This window comes from Paraburkholderia sp. BL25I1N1 (assembly GCF_003002025.1).
Lineage (GTDB): Bacteria > Pseudomonadota > Gammaproteobacteria > Burkholderiales > Burkholderiaceae > Paraburkholderia.
Genome location: NZ_PVZB01000031.1, coordinates 22237 through 37202, shown reverse-complemented (window position 1 = coordinate 37202; position 14966 = coordinate 22237). Strand labels below are relative to the sequence as shown.

The following is a 14966-nucleotide window of genomic DNA, read 5'->3' as shown; positions in this document are numbered from 1 at the left end:
ATGCTTCATGCTTAGCGATGGCGTGGGCGGCGAGACGGGGGAAGGACATGCTGCCAAGTTGGCCATGTAAGCGGTGTTTTCTCCACACTACGGAAGAAGCATGAGGAGCGGCGCTCTTCTAGAACGGCATATCGTCGAAACGCGGCGTGGCTAATGACCGTTTCACGGACTTTAGCCAGCCCTTAAGTTGCTTGACGTCGTCGAATACGAGCAGGTCATGTTCAAGGGCGTGGAGGCTCTCCTGCAGCGAGAAGATATCAGCGGCAAGATTGCGCATGATGGTGCTGGGCGACACGCTGATGAAGGGCGGAATTCCGTAGCTGTGCTTGAATCCGTTCTCGACATGCAGGATTTCGTGGTCGAGTTCACCGGCCTGTTCCTTCAGAATCTTGTTGTAGTGTTTCAACCGGTCTTCGCCGATGTGGTTGATGGCGCTTTGGTCGATATGTTCCAGCTCCAGCTGCAACTCAAGTAATTGCAACAGGCTGTTTTTGCTATATGCCTGGTTGGCCCTTTGCATCAGAGCGGTCTTCCGATCACGCTCCTGCGGGTCGGTTTCGCGGTCGGGATGCAAGGCGCTGGCCAGTTTTCGATAGACCTCGCGGATGGATAAGCTCAGTTCGGCCTGCTCAACTTGTTCTCGTGCCTCTGCTGCGAGTTGCCTGGGCGTCTTTTTTCGTTTGGCGCTTCGCGCTTCCCGCGCCTGGTTTTCGAGTGCATCTTGTGCCTGCAGCTGTTCCATTTGCGCATGGGCGCGCTGCAGTACATCCTCGGGAGAACTCAAATCAACGTCGTCGCCCAGCTCGACCCCGAGCATGGCCTCGAGCGCCGATTTCATGTCGTCCCACTCGGCGGCGGCTTCACTGTCAAAGTCAGATTCGCTATATCGGTTGTAAATCGTTTTAAGCTCCAGATCATCACTCTGGGCGACCAGCTCACCTGCCAAGTCGCTGATCAGGTCTGCAATCGTGCGCCGCTCGGATTTGGTCAGCCCCTTCTGACCGTACGCCTGGTCCAGGCGATGCACGAGCTTGGTCCGCAAGTCGATGGAAGTTTGCTCAAGGGGAGCGAACTCGCTTAGATATTTCCGATGGAAGGCAGGCAATGCAGCCTCCCAGGCACGCAGCCGGGCGCGCCGCTTTTCGATCTGCTTGATCAGCGCGTTGAACGCCTTTTGCCCCTTCGACAGATTAGACTTGTCATGGTCGGAAGCAATGCTGATGGACCTGAGATTTGTCCTGGTCATGGGATGATTTCCGCTGGTTGATGCGAGAGCGAGCACCCCGTTATTTTAGCCGAGGTCGCGATTGCACCGCGTTGGCGCCCGCGCGGCGAGAGCGAGCACGCGCACGTTGCCGACCGATGATCGACTTATACCGGAGCTCGTGGAGAACGCGGACTGGACCCCAGACTGGGGTGCTTCAGGGGTGGGTTGTAGCGAGCGTCCCTCGTTTGGCGAAGTTAAAAGGCAGCAGGTCGCCGATGTCAGCCCCGGGCGCTCTTTGCGGTAGCTCGTTGAGCACATGATGCAGATATGCATAGGGCTCGACGTTGCAGGCCCGGCACGTCAGCACGAGGCTGTAGACCATGGCGCTCGCCTTCGCGCCCGCAACTGTGTCAGAGAAGAGCCACGAATGTCTCGCCGTTGCAAATGGCCTGATATCTCTTTCCAGAATGTTGTTATCCACGGGGGCACGCCCATCGATGACGTAGCGGCTTAGATATTTCCATTGGTTTCTCGTATAGCTGATCGCCTTGCCCAACAGGCTTTCAGGCAGAACCTGGGGCGCCTGTGTGTCCAGCCATGCCTTGAGCGCTTCCAGCAACGGCACGCTGTGCTGCTGCCGCAGCCGGTAGGTGTAGTCGGCTCGCGTCTCGCCATCGGGCAGTTCTGCCCGGGCCAGGGTCTCGACCTGATACAGCGCCTTGAAGTACTCAAGCGCCTGCAGCGCGCGACCACCGGCTTTTTTCTTCTGCCCCTTGTGCGCGTCGACAAACAGGCGCCGCGAATGGGCCATGCATCCGAAATGGGTCACGCCTTCGAGCGTGCGCCAGGCGCTGTAGCCGTCAGTCATGAGCATGCCTTCGTAGCCAGCGAGAAACGCTTGCGGATATTGCTGCCCGCGCCCGGGTTGGTAGTCGAACAGCACCACCGGCTGCTCGCTGTCCCCGGCACTTCTGTACGTCCACATATAACTCGTGCTTTGCGGCGTCTTGCCTTCTTCCTTGAGAACCTGCACCGTCGTCTCGTCGCCGTGAATCAGCGGCTGCGACAACAGTGTCTGGCGCATCGCTTCGTACAGCCGCCTGTAGTGCAGCTCGGCAGGCCTGATGATCCAGTTCGCCAGCGTGCCGCGGCTCACCGCAATGCCAGCACGGGCCAGCGCGTGCTCCATCCGGTACAACGGTGTGCCGTCAACATATTTGCCGGTTGTCACCGTCGCAATCATCGCCGCGCTCGCGCTGCTACCCGGCAACGGCTGCACGGGCATCGGCGCGATTACCATCGGCGTGCGTTCGGCGTTGCGCTCGCAGTGGCGGCACGCGTATTTGAAACGCACATGTTGCAGCACCACCGCCTGGATCTCGATGTGCAACTGCTCGCTCGTCTGTTCGCCCATGCGGTGCAACGCGTTCTGACAGCATGCACAGATCTTCTGCTCATCGGACAGATCGTACTCGATGCGCCGGCGCGGCAGCGCGGCCGGCAGCGGCTTGCGTCCCCGCTTACCGTGCTCGGATTTGCCAACTTCCGGCAGTCCCGTATCGGGCAGCGCGAATGCGCCATCCGGATCATCGTCACCGGGTTCGGTCGCGGCGATCTGCTCGGCTTCGTCGAACACGCGATCCCTGAGTTTTTCGCTGCTCGGCGCGAAGCGCTTGAGCTGCGCCAGACCGAACAACTCCTCGAGTTGCCCGATGCGTTGCGCCAGTTGCTGGTTATGGGACTGAAGCTCGAGAATGCGCGCGATCAGCGCCTCGGGGGAGAGCTGTTTGAGATCGTCCTCAGCGGACGGGGGGCGGGCGTCGCTATTCATGTGCCCCACGGTAGCGAAGCTGCACAACGAATGGGTTTACGTCAAAGTGTAACAACCACGCCGGGCGTCGCGCGCACCACGCCCGGCGCGCGGCTACTGAACGTTCAACTCACGTGTCGGTACTGCCTCGAAGGGTGACGACGCACCGCGTCGATGTCGATGCCGTCGAGTAACCAGTGAAGTTGCTCGCTCGTAAGTTCCATCACTGCCTGCTGTCGACGTGGCCAGACGAAACGGTCAGCCTCTAACCGTTTCATCATCAGCCAGAAACCCGAGCGCTCGTAAAACAGCAGTTTGATGCGGTTCGCACGCTTGTTACGGAAGGCGAAGACCGCACGGGCAAATGGGTCAAGCTGCATGGACTGCTCGACCAGGATAACGAGACCGTTAATCCCGTTCCTGAAATCGACCGCGTCGCGGTGCAGGTAGACCCGCAGTTCAGCGTCCAGCCGGAACATGGTAGCGCCCCAGCGTTTCGATCATCGCCGACACCAACGTCGTGTCCTGCCCGCTACACTCGAGCTTGAGCGTAATGCCATTGGGCATTTCCACCGTCAGCCGTGAGGGGGCCGGTGGGCGCAGTGAGCGGCGCACGGATTCGCCGCGCGCCGGCAGGAGTTCCGATTGCGCTCCGGATTGCCTCGACTGCGCGTCGGTGCGGCCAATCTCGACGACCGGCACGAACGCCGACGGCGTACCTTCGATTACGTCCATCGCGACGGTGCCGTCGCGCTTCTCCTGGTGCTTGCTGACCCACCGGCGCAGCAAGTTCGCGTTCACACCAGCCTTGAGCGCCATGCCAGCCAAAGACACGCCCGGCTGCAGGCAGGCCTCGACCAACTTCTGTTTGGCCTCTTCGTCATAGTAGCGCCGTCGGCCATCACTGCTTACGCCGACGGGCTCAAGCTTCAACGGATCTGAGGGATTCTGCGTCATATGTCCACCTGTCAATGAGTGGACATATGCTGCGCGATCAAGACTCAGGAAACCATGTGCGCTTATTTCACCGCTTACTTGGCCATCCGTGGTGCGCTACGCCAGTTCGAAAGCAGCTTGGGATCTTCACTGGATGCATTGGCGCAGAGCAGTCTGGCCGCGGCACATGTGTCCATCGTTGCAGTCCAGGCGCGCTATCCGGAGCGATCTCGCATGGCGGCTACCATGGTCGGCCTATTCATTGATCGCCTGCGGGGTCTGGCCCAATGGATCCATGCCGGCGACGGCCGCCTATATCGTTTTCGACGCGGTGAGCTTGCCCGGCAAAAATGGATCCCTTGCTGAGTGTGTAAAACTCACGCAAGGAGGTAGCAACGATGGGTAATCCAAGAGCACGGTATACGCAGGAATTCATGATAGAAGCCGTGCGCATGGTCCGCGGCGGCCAGAGCATGGCGGCGGTGGCAAAGATACTGGCCATCAGCCCGAAGACGCTGCACAACTGGGTGAAGGCCGATGCCGCTGGCAAGCTGAACGGCGCAGGCAAACAGACCTCTCCCGAACAGATGGAGATTGCGCGGCTACGTGCGGAGTTGGCACGCGTGAAGATGGAACGCGACATATTGGAAAAAGCCACGGCGTACTTCGCAAAGGTGTCGGGATGAAGTACGCCTGGATTGAGCTTCACAGCCGACAATGGCCGGTTTCCCTGACCTGCCAGGTGCTGGGCGTCAGCCCCAGCGGTTACCACGCCCGCAAGGCCCGGGACGTCGATACGAACCGTCCGCGCCGACGCATCAGCAATGACGCCCTGCTGGTCCACATCAAGGCCGTACACGCGCAATCCAAAGGCGAGTACGGCTGGCCGCGCGTGTGGAAGAAGCTGTTTGCGCAAGGCATTCGCGTCAGCAAGGATCGAGTCCAGCGACTCATGAAGCTGCACGGCATCAAGGCGAAAACCAAACGCCGCTTCAAGGCCTCGACGGCTCATCGAGCTGCGCATGCCGTAGCCCTTAAGCAGGTCCTGGAAGTCATGACTGCAATACTGGCTACCCCGGTCGCTATGGACGATCAGGCCCGCTTCCGGCCGGCGGCGAAACCATGCCATACGCAGCGCGTCCGACACCAGCTCCGTGCGCATGTGCGGCTGCATCGACAACCCACCACCTGACGGCTGAACAGGTCGAGGATAACCGTCAGGTACAGCCAGCCCTCGTCAGTCCAGATATACGTGATGTCTGTGCTCCAGGCCTGATCGGGGCGAGCGGGCGAGAAGTCGCGTTGCAGCAGGTTCGGCGCGACCGGCAGGTTGTGGTTGCTGTCGGTGGTGTTCCTTGAAGATTTCCGGTCGGCGTTTCCGGAGGAATGACGCAATGCCTATCGTCGAGTTGATGGTTTGCGATCGTCCTACAAGCGTCAATCAACTGCTCGAGGAAAAACGCGAACAAAGATAGCTGGCGACCTATGAGGCGCGAAGCAGGTCGGTGAGGTCATTGAGCGCGTGCAGTTCATCGAGATGCATTATTTTCTCTACAACCTGTGATCCCCGTTGATCTAGCGACGTCCCCTTCACGTTACTAAGGAATTTTTCTACAACGTCTGCGTCGCTTAGAGGCCTCTGCCATTCGCCCGGCGCCCAACGAACGTTCGCCGAATAGGACTTACCGTTTTTCATATACGCGGTAACGGTCGACATGCATTGTTCTTTCTCGCCCCAGAACGCTTCTTCAGCCACCGGGTCAATTCCTACGTCCATCTTCGACATCGATGCAGTGATTTGAGCATCATTGAAGACGTCTGGCGAATACCAATCGCGGCCGGGTTCGATGGAGTGAAGTGCCATAGCAGCCACGTATTCCACCGAGAACTGAGCATCGAGCGCAGTTTTCGGCGCCCTGTCAGAGAACCACTCGACAATTCTTTCGAAGCAACGAATTTCAAGCTTTTCAACGTCATCTGGATCGATGTCATTGGCCTTTGTTATTTGAGACACCGCATCGATCGTCGTGTGAAGGAAAGCACAACTCGGAAACTTCTTCAGCATTACCTTTCTTGTCCGCCAATCCTCGCCCAGAGCCAAAGAAAACTGAGCTGGGTCGAATCGGTCCGATCCGATAACGCGTGCAAAGCCTCGCTCGGAATCGCTCAACATGGCGAACGGACCGATGATACCTTGACGGGCGCAGAGCGCGGCATCGACACCACCCAACGCCATCTGGCCGTAGTTAGCTTTCAAGGCGTGCGCCGGTCGACCGTATTGGACATACCAGAGTGGTATGTTAGTGTTCGCGGCAGCATGCCCCAAGGCAGAGCGGAACTGCTCTTCCGTTCCTCCGGAGACCACCATGGCGGCAGCACCAGCCGCCACCCCATGCCACGCGTGATAAACGGCAAACCGTCGGTACGCTTCCGGGCTCGCGCGCGTCGCATCATGAACGCGAAGGCCCGCTTCATAGCCAGCGACAATACCGGCGAGCAGCTGCCTGGGCGTCGCCTTCAGTCGCTCAGCTACGGCCAATGCCGCAGGAATGACCGTTGCACTCGGATGACCGCTCGCAGTGTCCTCGTAGTCAAGAACGTCGGAAAGCCACCCGTTAATCTTCGCGGCGAGCGACGGATGGAACTGCAAAGAGGTTCCGGGGACACAGCACCCGCCACCTGCACTTCCGCAGTCGTAGGCGGCCAATATCTCTCTGCCTAATGCGGTTTGGGTTCCAGCGATAATGCACCCGACCGTATCAAGCGTGATGAGTTTGGCCATGTGAACGACGTCGGCGGGAATTTCTTCGTAAGTCAATTCTGCGAGAAACCGCGCCAGTACACCGGCGTCGTGGTGAACCGGCTTGCTGGGAAAAAGGATGTGGTCGACGCGCGACGGGGATTCGCTTTGATGGGGCTGGCGGTCTGGCGCTTCCATAACTTGCCTTATAGATTGGAAGGGGAGGCCGTGGGCCAGCCTCCGAACGTTTGGATCAGGTGCTTGTTCGCCCACGCTTACTTGCACAGATCTGCCGCAGTCAGGTTCTCTGGCGGGAGATCCGTCTCCGAGAAGCCATACTGCTTGAGAATTTCCAGCATCTTGCCGCTTTTCCGAAGCTTCTTGAGTTCGGCGTTGTACGCATCACGGAAGTCGGCATCGGCCGGCCTGAAAGCAAGCGCCGGATAACCGTAGAGCGTTCTCCCGTCTGCGCTTACCGGCTGCGCGAATGGCAACGCACGCTCAATGTTGCCGGACGCTTTTGCCCAAACGCTGACGGTCGCTGCGGTTTCGACGACGGCGTCTGCACGGCCGGTCGTCAGCGCGGCAAGTTCGGTATCGTTGTCCGTGAAGGCACTTATTCGCTCTTTCGGGATGCCTGCGTCGATTGCATGCTGATACTCAACGTTTCCTCTGCCCGTTGACAGCGTTACGGACTTGTCCTTTGCAATGTCAGCGTAACTATGCAGGTATTTTGGATTCCCTTTGTGAACCAGCAAAGCGTCGCTCATCTGAATGTCGGGGTTTCCGAAAGCAACCAGCTTGCATCGCTCCGGCTTGATATACAGGCCGGCAGCAATGACGTCAAACCGCTTGGACAACAGGCCCGGTATGAGCGCCCCGAAGTCAGTCACGACCGCGTCGATCTTCGTGATTCCAAGCGGAGCAAATGCCGCCTTGAGGATATCGACGGTCTGTCCTTTCACGTCTCGATTTGCGTCAACGTATCCCCAAGGAGCCTGATTGAAGATGCCGACCCGTATCGTTCCTGTCTCCTTGGCCTTACTCAGAACTCCCTGAGCATGCACTGCTTGTGCGCCAAAAAGCGCCGCAACAACCGCGACCGTATTAAAAACCTTTCTCAGTCTCATGCCAGCGTCTCCTCAGTGTAGTCCTTGTGATGGTATATCAAGCATAGCTGGTATAACAGGTGTCGTCAAACGCAACGGGTTGTCGTTCGGCGGTCCTGCCAAGCCGTACGTAGCGCCTGCTTTTTTGAACGTCCCAAACAGTGGGGATAGTGCTGTGGGCGTCGCATCCGGTTGCGAAGGAGGTCCTGAGTTCAAGCATCAGGTGTTCGCTGGTCTCTCGATAAGGCCCGTAACAGGCGCATTGAGAGGTGGATTAGACGCGACGCTAAGGGCTGAGTTTGCACCGCTTACAGCTCGGTCGGATTCACGGCGTGCGACCGTCGGTACGCCGTTTCAAGTGAATTCAATCCTGCACGCAAGCCGGTCAAACGGCGCCTGCAACACGCCATAGACCGTGACGTTGGGATCGCTCGTGACCATCTTGTAGAGCCGACGTAGTGTGGGGTAGCCATTAGGCACCGCGAATAATTCCTCGACGGCACCCGACGCCGGAGCGGCGTCGATGACGACGTGTGTCTTGACTACGTGGATCGAGTGCCGCTCCAATACGTCTACGACGAAGTGGCCAGCAAATTCTTCGATGATCTGGTCACTCAAATCGGTGGAAAGATAGGTAGTGTCGTAGACTAGCGGAGCGTCGTCCGCCCATATCGTCTTTCGAACGCACAGCATGACACGGTCGGACGGTTCCAACGAAGCCATGGTCGGGTCAAGTATCTTCTCTCGCGTCACTGATATTGGACGAATGCTTGTGTCGTCGAGAAAGGGCTGCTTTACATCAAGCTGCCGCATTAACCTACGCTGCTTCTTGACGTAAGTTCCTTTGCCTGGTATTGACACGATTGCGCCGGCGGCCTGGAGATCGCGCAACGCACGTTTGACCGTAATGGTGCTAACGCCGAACTCTTCACTGAACATTGCCGTCGAGGGGATTGGCACATCCGGGTCATACGTTCCCGCCGTGATGCGGCTGCGAATCTCCTCCCGAACCGTTTCGTGAAGAGACAGCGAGGACTGCAGTTGGGATTTGTTCACTTTTTCTCCGTTCTTGCCTTCGATCGCCGCGGCTAGAGCAGCCGCAGCGTATCCGGTATCCCTAGTATACATGCTTGATACGGAGTCGGCGCGTGCGCTCAGCTTGCGACGCGGCGGCGCGTGCATGTTCTGCAAGGCAGGTGTGGGCGAATGATCAGCATCGACTAGTCCTTGCTTTCTCGCTGGACCTAAACCGTGATGGGTCTCAGCGCAGTTGTAAAGCTGGCAGGTTCCTTATAGCCATGCGATGTAGAAACGAGAACAACACGCGAGCTCGCGCCAATGTTGCCGTTCTCAACGAGTTGACGCAGTCCAGATAGCGGTGCGACGCTCGACAGTTCAAGGTAAAGCCCTTCGCGCGCCAAGGCCCGCTGATCCTCCAGCGCGTCCTCGTCCCTGACTGAGATCGCGGACGAGCCGCTCTCGTCGAGCGCCCGTAGCGTTTGATGGGTAACCGTGTTGCCACCAATGGAGCCCATTGCTGTATCACCCGAATAATTGCTTATCACCATGCCGCGTCCATGGTGCGCATGCGCTACACGAGGGTATGGTTCAACCGCATGGACTTTGGGAGTTGCCGCAAGCAGTCCTGCAGTCTGCAGGTCGCGGTAGCCTTTGGTGATGCCCCACAGCAAGTCGCCACGAGATGTTGGCACGACAATGTCGGTGGGCGGCGCGTCGGATAGCTGCAGATAAAGTTCCAAAGCTATAGTCCTGTACCCGTCCACTCCGAACGGATTGCTGCCGACCGGTGGAGTCATGTAGTTCGTGGCCGGATACCAGTCTCCATTCCGGGCATGCCGTTTGATAAGCGTCCATCGGTCATCCGCGCTTTTCGTCGCGACGATTTCGGCGCCGTACATCTCGATTGCGCGGCGCCAATTCAAGCTGATGTCCGGTGTGGTTACCACAACGCACCGGAGGCCGGCCCGGCACGCGTAGGCGGCAACTGACGCCGCGGCGTTGCCGCTTGAAGCAACTGCGATGGTCTTGGCACCTATGTCGAGTGCGCGTTGCACGATCAACGCGGCCATCCGGTCCTTCTGGGAGCCCGTTGGATTGGTGAATTCGTTTTTCGAGTGCAGGGCGCGTATGTCCAGCTCCGCGGCGACTCGCGGCAACGACGACAAAGGGGTCACGCCCTCGCCAAGGCCGGACGTGCCGGAATAGCATAGCCAGTCCCCGAGAGTCTCGAACCTGACTTCACGCGGAAGCGTCGTGTACCGAGGTGCCACGCTCGCGGGATTGCCGCTCGCGAGGCAGGAGGGACAGCCCTCAAAGTAATCGGCCACTGGATGCAAAGCATCGCAACGTATGCATTGCATGCCTCCGATGTTCGCGTTGAGAATGCTCTCCACCGCTCACCGCCGGATATCTGGTGAGGGTTCGACGTCTTCCAGGAGGCCATAAAGGCAGTCTCCGCGAACCGTCAGAGCTAGGTGGCGCTTAAAGGCAACCATTCCGCGACGGACGAACACAATCTCTGTCGGCGGGCTATGCGGCGCTTCAATAGAGTGCAGCAAGCCTGCGAGCTGTCCTTCATCTACCTCGTCGCCAATGTCGACCATGGGCTCGAAGATCCCGTCGCTGTCCGCATAGAGAAACAGGTCCATGTTGTCCCCGTTCATCAACCTTACCGGTCCGGGGGCTGGCACCTCGCAAGAAGGCAACATGCCGAGGTGCTTCAAAAGACGCAAGACACCCTGTTCTGCAAGATCCGACCCAGCCCTTCTTAGCGTCGCGGCCCCTCCTAATTCCGCCGTGATCACGGGCACCCCTAGTTGCGCAGCAGCAGCTGGGAGGGTCGTATTGCCGCCGCCACCGGTGCCGTCAGTGAACTCGGCGAAGGGCACTCCAAAAACGTCGAGCAGATCATGCAGTTTCCTGTTTTCGGATAACGTCTTACCGCCTCGAACCAGGGCGCAGGGAACGTAGTCGAGCGAGCGCCCGCCCGAGTGCAAATCGACGACCAGGTCGGCCATCGGAAGTAAGACTTCGGTGACGTAGTGAGCGATCATCTCAGTCGCCGTCCCGTGCGCGTGCCCCGGATAAACGCGGTTTAGATTGCCTTCGTCGATCGGAGATACCCTTCGGCCGGCCCGTACGGCGGGGAAATTGAGGGAAGGCAGCATGATCACTCTGCCTCTCAGGTCATGCAGTTGCAGCTGTCGGGACAGTCGCATCAACGCAACCTGGCCTTCGTATTCGTCACCGTGGGTACCTGCTATGAGCACCGCGGTGGGGCCGTCCCCATTCTTAAGGACAATAATCGGGATTGGAATCCATCCGTAAGCGGACGTATCCGTCGATATAGGAAGGCGCAGGCAGTCGACCTGCTTTCCATCCTTGCTGTAGTCAACAGGAGACCAAATGCGTGTAGTACCTGACATATGCGACCTTCGGAAGGAGATCAACGGATCACCGGAAGATTTTCCGGCGACTGGGCGCAAATGAATTCGACACCGGATTCAGTCACGAAGACGACTTCCTCGAACTGGAAAACTGCGCCATCGCGCTCGAGCTTGGGTTCAATATGGAGAACCATGCCTGGTTGAATTAGAGTCGTATCCGCTCTGGATAACGAAGGTGGTTCGGTCACGTCCAGTCCGCCTCCGTGGCCGATACGGGAAACGGCGCTATAGACCGTTCCGAGATCTGCCTCGCTCCACATATTCTCGAACCGTTTATAAACGTCCGAGCACCTCATGCCGGGGCGGATTGAGTTAATAAGGTCGAGCGTGAGAGAACGCACCGCCGCATAGGTATTACGCTCCCAATCGGCCGGCTCACCGGCGCGCGCGATACGGTTGCGGTCGGCCGGGTATCCGCCATAGGTGGCGCGGAAATCGGTCCAAACGTAATGGCCTTCCTGAAGCTTGCGCTGTTTGGCCGTGCGCGTGTAGTCGAAGTCACCACGTGAAAAAAGCATCGCGATAGGGTCAGCGCTTTCTGCGCCATTCAGATAGATCTGCGCCTGCATCAGGTAATACAGCTCATACTCGGGCATACCGATGTACGCCTGCTGGATGATGTGGTCCCAAGCGGTATTAACGATCTCGTAAGCAACCCGATTCAGCTCCGCTTCGGACCTCGACTTGATGAGCCTGACCTTCCAGATCGCTCCTGTGGCGCTTGTAACAGTCCCGCTGGAATCCAGCGCGCTAAGCGCCTCAAGCAAACCGAGTGAACCCCGGCCAAACATGTCCTGTCCGTAGTCGACGGCGATGCGGACGTGCTTGCCACCGGTCGCTGCCTTTATCCAGTCCGAGACCGAGGCCACCGCCTCATCAAGGTAGCCGTTGTAATAGACGGCGCTAAAAACGCGCGGTCTCATCTCGACCGTCCTGGCTTCTCCGAGGCTGCCAAAGATGGCGATGTTCTGCATCGAGACCACAGCAAAGATGGGACGAGCCTTATGGTCCCAGGACAGCTCCTGGTAGTCCGTGAAGTAGTCCACGTTCTTTTTGTCCGTCAGAACGATGATGTCGAGATTTGCCTCGCTCATTTCACGTCGGATGTTGGCAAGTCGCTGACGAAGCTCGTCCATGGGCACTGCAGGGGCAGGGGTACGAAACACGCTGGGAATGTTTAGTTGCGGCGCGGTCATTCTTTGTCTCCGAAAAAAAGGCGGGCGGAAGCCCAGCTATCACATACGGCTCAGATCAAGTCTTCGTCCTGCCAGCCGGTAGCTGCGTCAAGGATGCACAACATATTGCTGCACATCGAGCTCTTCGGGAAAACACTGCCAGCGCGCGACTTTTGTTTGCTTGACGTACCTAGCATACCAAGTATACTTCATCCGTCAACTAGGAAGAAGAGGCAAGCATGAATCTAGGGGGGACTGGCAGAGGGACGGCGGTACGTCTGGCCGTTGCAATGGCGTTGACGTGCGACGGCGTCTCACGCGCAAACGCCCAGTCGATCGAACGAAAAGTGCTGCGGGACGGCAAAATTACGATTGGTATTCACAACCAGGCGCTGTGGGGCTATAAAAATACAGACGGCAGCGTTGCAGGTCTCGGCCCGGATATCATCCGCGCTGTGCTCGGCCCAATGGGGGTAAAGCAGATTGATTTCGTGGTCGTGGACTTCGACGCTCTTATCCCCAGCTTGCTGTCCGGGCGAATCGACGCCGTCGCCTCGGGTCTCGCAATCACGCCGCAGCGCTGTCAACAGGTCGTTTTTTCAAACCCAGACCTGGCGATTGGCGACGCGGTGTTGGTCAGAAAGGGCACTCTCCTAAATGTTCATAAATTCGCCGACGTCGCAAAGAATCCGGCGGTCTGCATGGCCGGCGGACGCGGGAGTTGAGTGACCGAGCAAGCCGTTTCAGCGGGCATTCCAAAAGATCGGATTGTCTTGCTCAAAGACCTGGAATCGTCGGTCGGTGCGTTGCTCGCTGGTCGAATCGATGCCGATGCCGAATTAAGTGCGACAGTGATCAACGTCCTCAGGGATCCCAAGGTGAGCGATAAGCTAGAGCGAGCTACGCCGTTCACAGGGCTGGTCGCAAATGGCCGTCCAGTGGCGAACTATGCCGCGATCGCATTTCGACCAGAAGACGTTCAACTCCGCGATGTCTACAACAGCGGACCTACGAAGCGAAGGGTCGATGGGACCGTCAAGCATGTATTTGCAAAATATGGTTTCAGTGAAGCTGAGGTCGCGCCGGAGGACGTGACGGCGAAACAGATCTGCGGCGCTAGCTATCGGTGAAACCGCACTTTTTTGACGGGAGGCCAGAATGACATTTCCAGAAGTTATGCTCGCGATTTACAAGGGCTTCGGCGTTACTGCGACGGTAACGATTTTCGCGCTCCTGTACGCCATTCCCTTTGCGCTTGTGGGTGGAGTCTTGCAGCATTTTTCCACGGGATTTCTTCGAAAGACTGTAACTGCGGTAATTGAATTATGGAGAAGCTCACCGGTGATCGTGCTTCTCTATGCGTTCTATTACTCATTGCCGGCTTTTGGCATCTTTTTATCGGGTATCACAGTGGGCGCACTTGTTCTAGGAATGAACTCTGGCGCCTACAGCAGCCAGGCTGTCAGAGCTGCGTTGCAGTCCCTGAGCCGGGGACAATGCGAAGCCGGTCTGGCTCTCGGATTGAACCGCTTCGATGTCCTGCGATTAGTCGAACTGCCTCAGGCTATCCGCGCAATGATTCCAACGTTCATCAACGACCTCATCCAATTGATGAAGGGCACTGCACTCGTATCCCTGATTACGCTGAGCGACATGACATTTCGCGCTAAGGAGATATCACAGTTGAGTTACAACCCACTGCTTATTTATTCGAGCCTGCTTTTAGCCTATCTGATCATTTGTTATCCGGTGACAATTTTCGGTCGCTACCTCGAAAGATTTTTTGGGACCGCACGGAGTCGGACATGACTTTCGATTTTGCCTTCGCTTTGCGGATCGTCCCGCTAGTATTAATGGGTATCGGCAATACGGTTTTGGTCGCCATTTTAAGCTTCATCGGCGCTCTTTTCCTCGGTTTTTTCTGGGAGATGCTGAGGCGATCGCATAAAGTGGTTCGGCCGGCAGCGCAATTTATCATTGATGCAATCCGATCAACGCCTGCGTTAGTTCAGCTCTATTTCCTTTTCTTCGTGCTCCCCTCGTATGGCATCGTGTTGCCAGCGATGTTTGTTGGCATCTTCGGGGTGAGTTTCTACTACTCAGGATATATGGCCGAGGTTTTCAAAGCGGGTATCGATGCGGTGCCAATCGGACAAAGCGAGGGAGCCAAGAGTCTCGGGCTTGCCTGGTTGGACGCGTTGTACTTCGTGATTGCGCCGCAGATGATCCGCAACGTCGCGGCACCGTTGGGGGCGTATGCCATTGCAATTCTCAAATCGACGCCTTACCTGGCTGTCATCGCCGTTCCAGAAATGCTCGGCAGTGCTATGGACGTCGCCTCGGACACATACCGATATGCCGAACCCATGCTTGTTGCTGGAATTCTCTTTTTGTTGCTTGCATTCATCGCAGTCTGGCTCGTTGCGAAGGTGGAGCGATATTTCGGGATTACCGTTCGGAACCACGGATAAAACCGGTCGCAGGCATATTGCCGGACCAGAGTCGTAATGGAGAGAGACATG

The 14966-nt window shown here is 57.7% G+C and carries 15 protein-coding genes and 2 pseudogenes; 6 read left to right on the top strand and 11 right to left on the bottom strand.

Going from position 1 to position 14966, the window contains the following annotated elements; genetic code table 11:
- Window positions 1–118 precede the first annotated feature (118 nt).
- The 4 genes from B0G73_RS33780 to B0G73_RS33765 form a co-directional block, all read right to left on the bottom strand.
- A complete protein-coding gene (locus tag B0G73_RS33780) occupies window positions 119–1246 on the bottom strand; it encodes a J domain-containing protein (protein ID WP_106285460.1) in 1128 nt (375 codons plus the stop codon).
- A 175-nt stretch (window positions 1247–1421) separates the two neighbouring features.
- On the bottom strand, window positions 1422–3038 hold the full coding sequence (locus B0G73_RS33775; protein ID WP_106285459.1) for an IS66 family transposase: 1617 nt from the start codon (window positions 3036–3038) through the stop codon (window positions 1422–1424).
- 104 nt (window positions 3039–3142) lie between these two features.
- Window positions 3143–3496, bottom strand: a complete 354-nt coding sequence (gene tnpB, locus B0G73_RS33770; protein WP_106285458.1) for an IS66 family insertion sequence element accessory protein TnpB — start codon at window positions 3494–3496, stop codon at window positions 3143–3145.
- Window positions 3477–3974: a transposase gene (locus tag B0G73_RS33765; protein ID WP_106285457.1), complete on the bottom strand. Its 498-nt coding sequence runs from the start codon at window positions 3972–3974 to the stop codon at window positions 3477–3479. The genes tnpB and B0G73_RS33765 overlap by 20 nt, the downstream gene beginning before the upstream one ends.
- Window positions 3975–4028: 54 nt before the next feature.
- Between B0G73_RS33765 and B0G73_RS40745 the strand changes: the two genes are divergently transcribed.
- Together B0G73_RS40745 and B0G73_RS33750 are read left to right on the top strand one after the other, a co-directional pair.
- Window positions 4029–4319 (top strand): hypothetical protein, encoded by a 291-nt coding sequence (locus B0G73_RS40745; RefSeq protein WP_166679217.1) that lies wholly within the window; start codon window positions 4029–4031, stop codon window positions 4317–4319.
- 32 nt (window positions 4320–4351) lie between these two features.
- Window positions 4352–4959: pseudogene (locus tag B0G73_RS33750) on the top strand (IS3 family transposase); the annotation flags it as partial.
- On the opposite strand, the pseudogene B0G73_RS33745 reads toward B0G73_RS33750, so the two are convergent.
- The 7 genes and pseudogenes from B0G73_RS33745 to B0G73_RS33715 form a co-directional block, all read right to left on the bottom strand.
- Window positions 4951–5303: pseudogene (locus B0G73_RS33745) on the bottom strand (IS3 family transposase); the annotation flags it as partial. The pseudogenes B0G73_RS33750 and B0G73_RS33745 overlap by 9 nt on opposite strands.
- Window positions 5304–5436: 133 nt before the next feature.
- Window positions 5437–6891 carry an MmgE/PrpD family protein gene (locus tag B0G73_RS33740; protein ID WP_106285456.1) on the bottom strand — a complete coding sequence of 485 codons (1455 nt, stop codon included), beginning with the start codon at window positions 6889–6891 and terminating at the stop codon, window positions 5437–5439.
- A 77-nt stretch (window positions 6892–6968) separates the two neighbouring features.
- The gene (gene ehuB / locus B0G73_RS33735) at window positions 6969–7823 is read right to left on the bottom strand and encodes an ectoine/hydroxyectoine ABC transporter substrate-binding protein EhuB (RefSeq protein WP_106285455.1); all 855 of its coding nucleotides are present in this window, start codon (window positions 7821–7823) and stop codon (window positions 6969–6971) included.
- Window positions 7824–8156: 333 nt separating this feature from the next.
- Complete coding sequence (locus B0G73_RS33730) at window positions 8157–8858, bottom strand: GntR family transcriptional regulator (RefSeq protein WP_243856931.1); 702 nt, start codon at window positions 8856–8858, stop codon at window positions 8157–8159.
- A 188-nt stretch (window positions 8859–9046) separates the two neighbouring features.
- On the bottom strand, window positions 9047–10183 hold the full coding sequence (locus tag B0G73_RS33725) for a pyridoxal-phosphate dependent enzyme (protein WP_106285516.1): 1137 nt from the start codon (window positions 10181–10183) through the stop codon (window positions 9047–9049).
- A gap of 36 nt (window positions 10184–10219) precedes the next feature.
- Window positions 10220–11248, bottom strand: coding sequence for a succinylglutamate desuccinylase/aspartoacylase family protein (locus tag B0G73_RS33720; protein WP_106285453.1), 1029 nt, complete (start codon window positions 11246–11248; stop codon window positions 10220–10222).
- Between the two features lie 20 nt (window positions 11249–11268).
- Window positions 11269–12465, bottom strand: a complete 1197-nt coding sequence (locus B0G73_RS33715; RefSeq protein WP_106285452.1) for a M24 family metallopeptidase — start codon at window positions 12463–12465, stop codon at window positions 11269–11271.
- A 218-nt stretch (window positions 12466–12683) separates the two neighbouring features.
- Between B0G73_RS33715 and B0G73_RS33710 the strand changes: the two genes are divergently transcribed.
- The 4 genes from B0G73_RS33710 to B0G73_RS33695 are packed head-to-tail and all read left to right on the top strand — an operon-like array spanning window position 12684 to window position 14915.
- A complete protein-coding gene (locus B0G73_RS33710) occupies window positions 12684–13169 on the top strand; it encodes a transporter substrate-binding domain-containing protein (RefSeq protein WP_106285451.1) in 486 nt (161 codons plus the stop codon).
- On the top strand, window positions 13170–13574 hold the full coding sequence (locus B0G73_RS33705) for a hypothetical protein (RefSeq protein WP_106285450.1): 405 nt from the start codon (window positions 13170–13172) through the stop codon (window positions 13572–13574).
- Between the two features lie 28 nt (window positions 13575–13602).
- The gene (locus B0G73_RS33700) at window positions 13603–14253 is read left to right on the top strand and encodes an amino acid ABC transporter permease (RefSeq protein WP_106285449.1); all 651 of its coding nucleotides are present in this window, start codon (window positions 13603–13605) and stop codon (window positions 14251–14253) included.
- Window positions 14250–14915 carry an amino acid ABC transporter permease gene (locus B0G73_RS33695; RefSeq protein ID WP_106285448.1) on the top strand — a complete coding sequence of 222 codons (666 nt, stop codon included), beginning with the start codon at window positions 14250–14252 and terminating at the stop codon, window positions 14913–14915. Before B0G73_RS33700 ends, B0G73_RS33695 begins: the two co-directional genes overlap by 4 nt.
- Window positions 14916–14966: the final 51 nt, after the last annotated feature.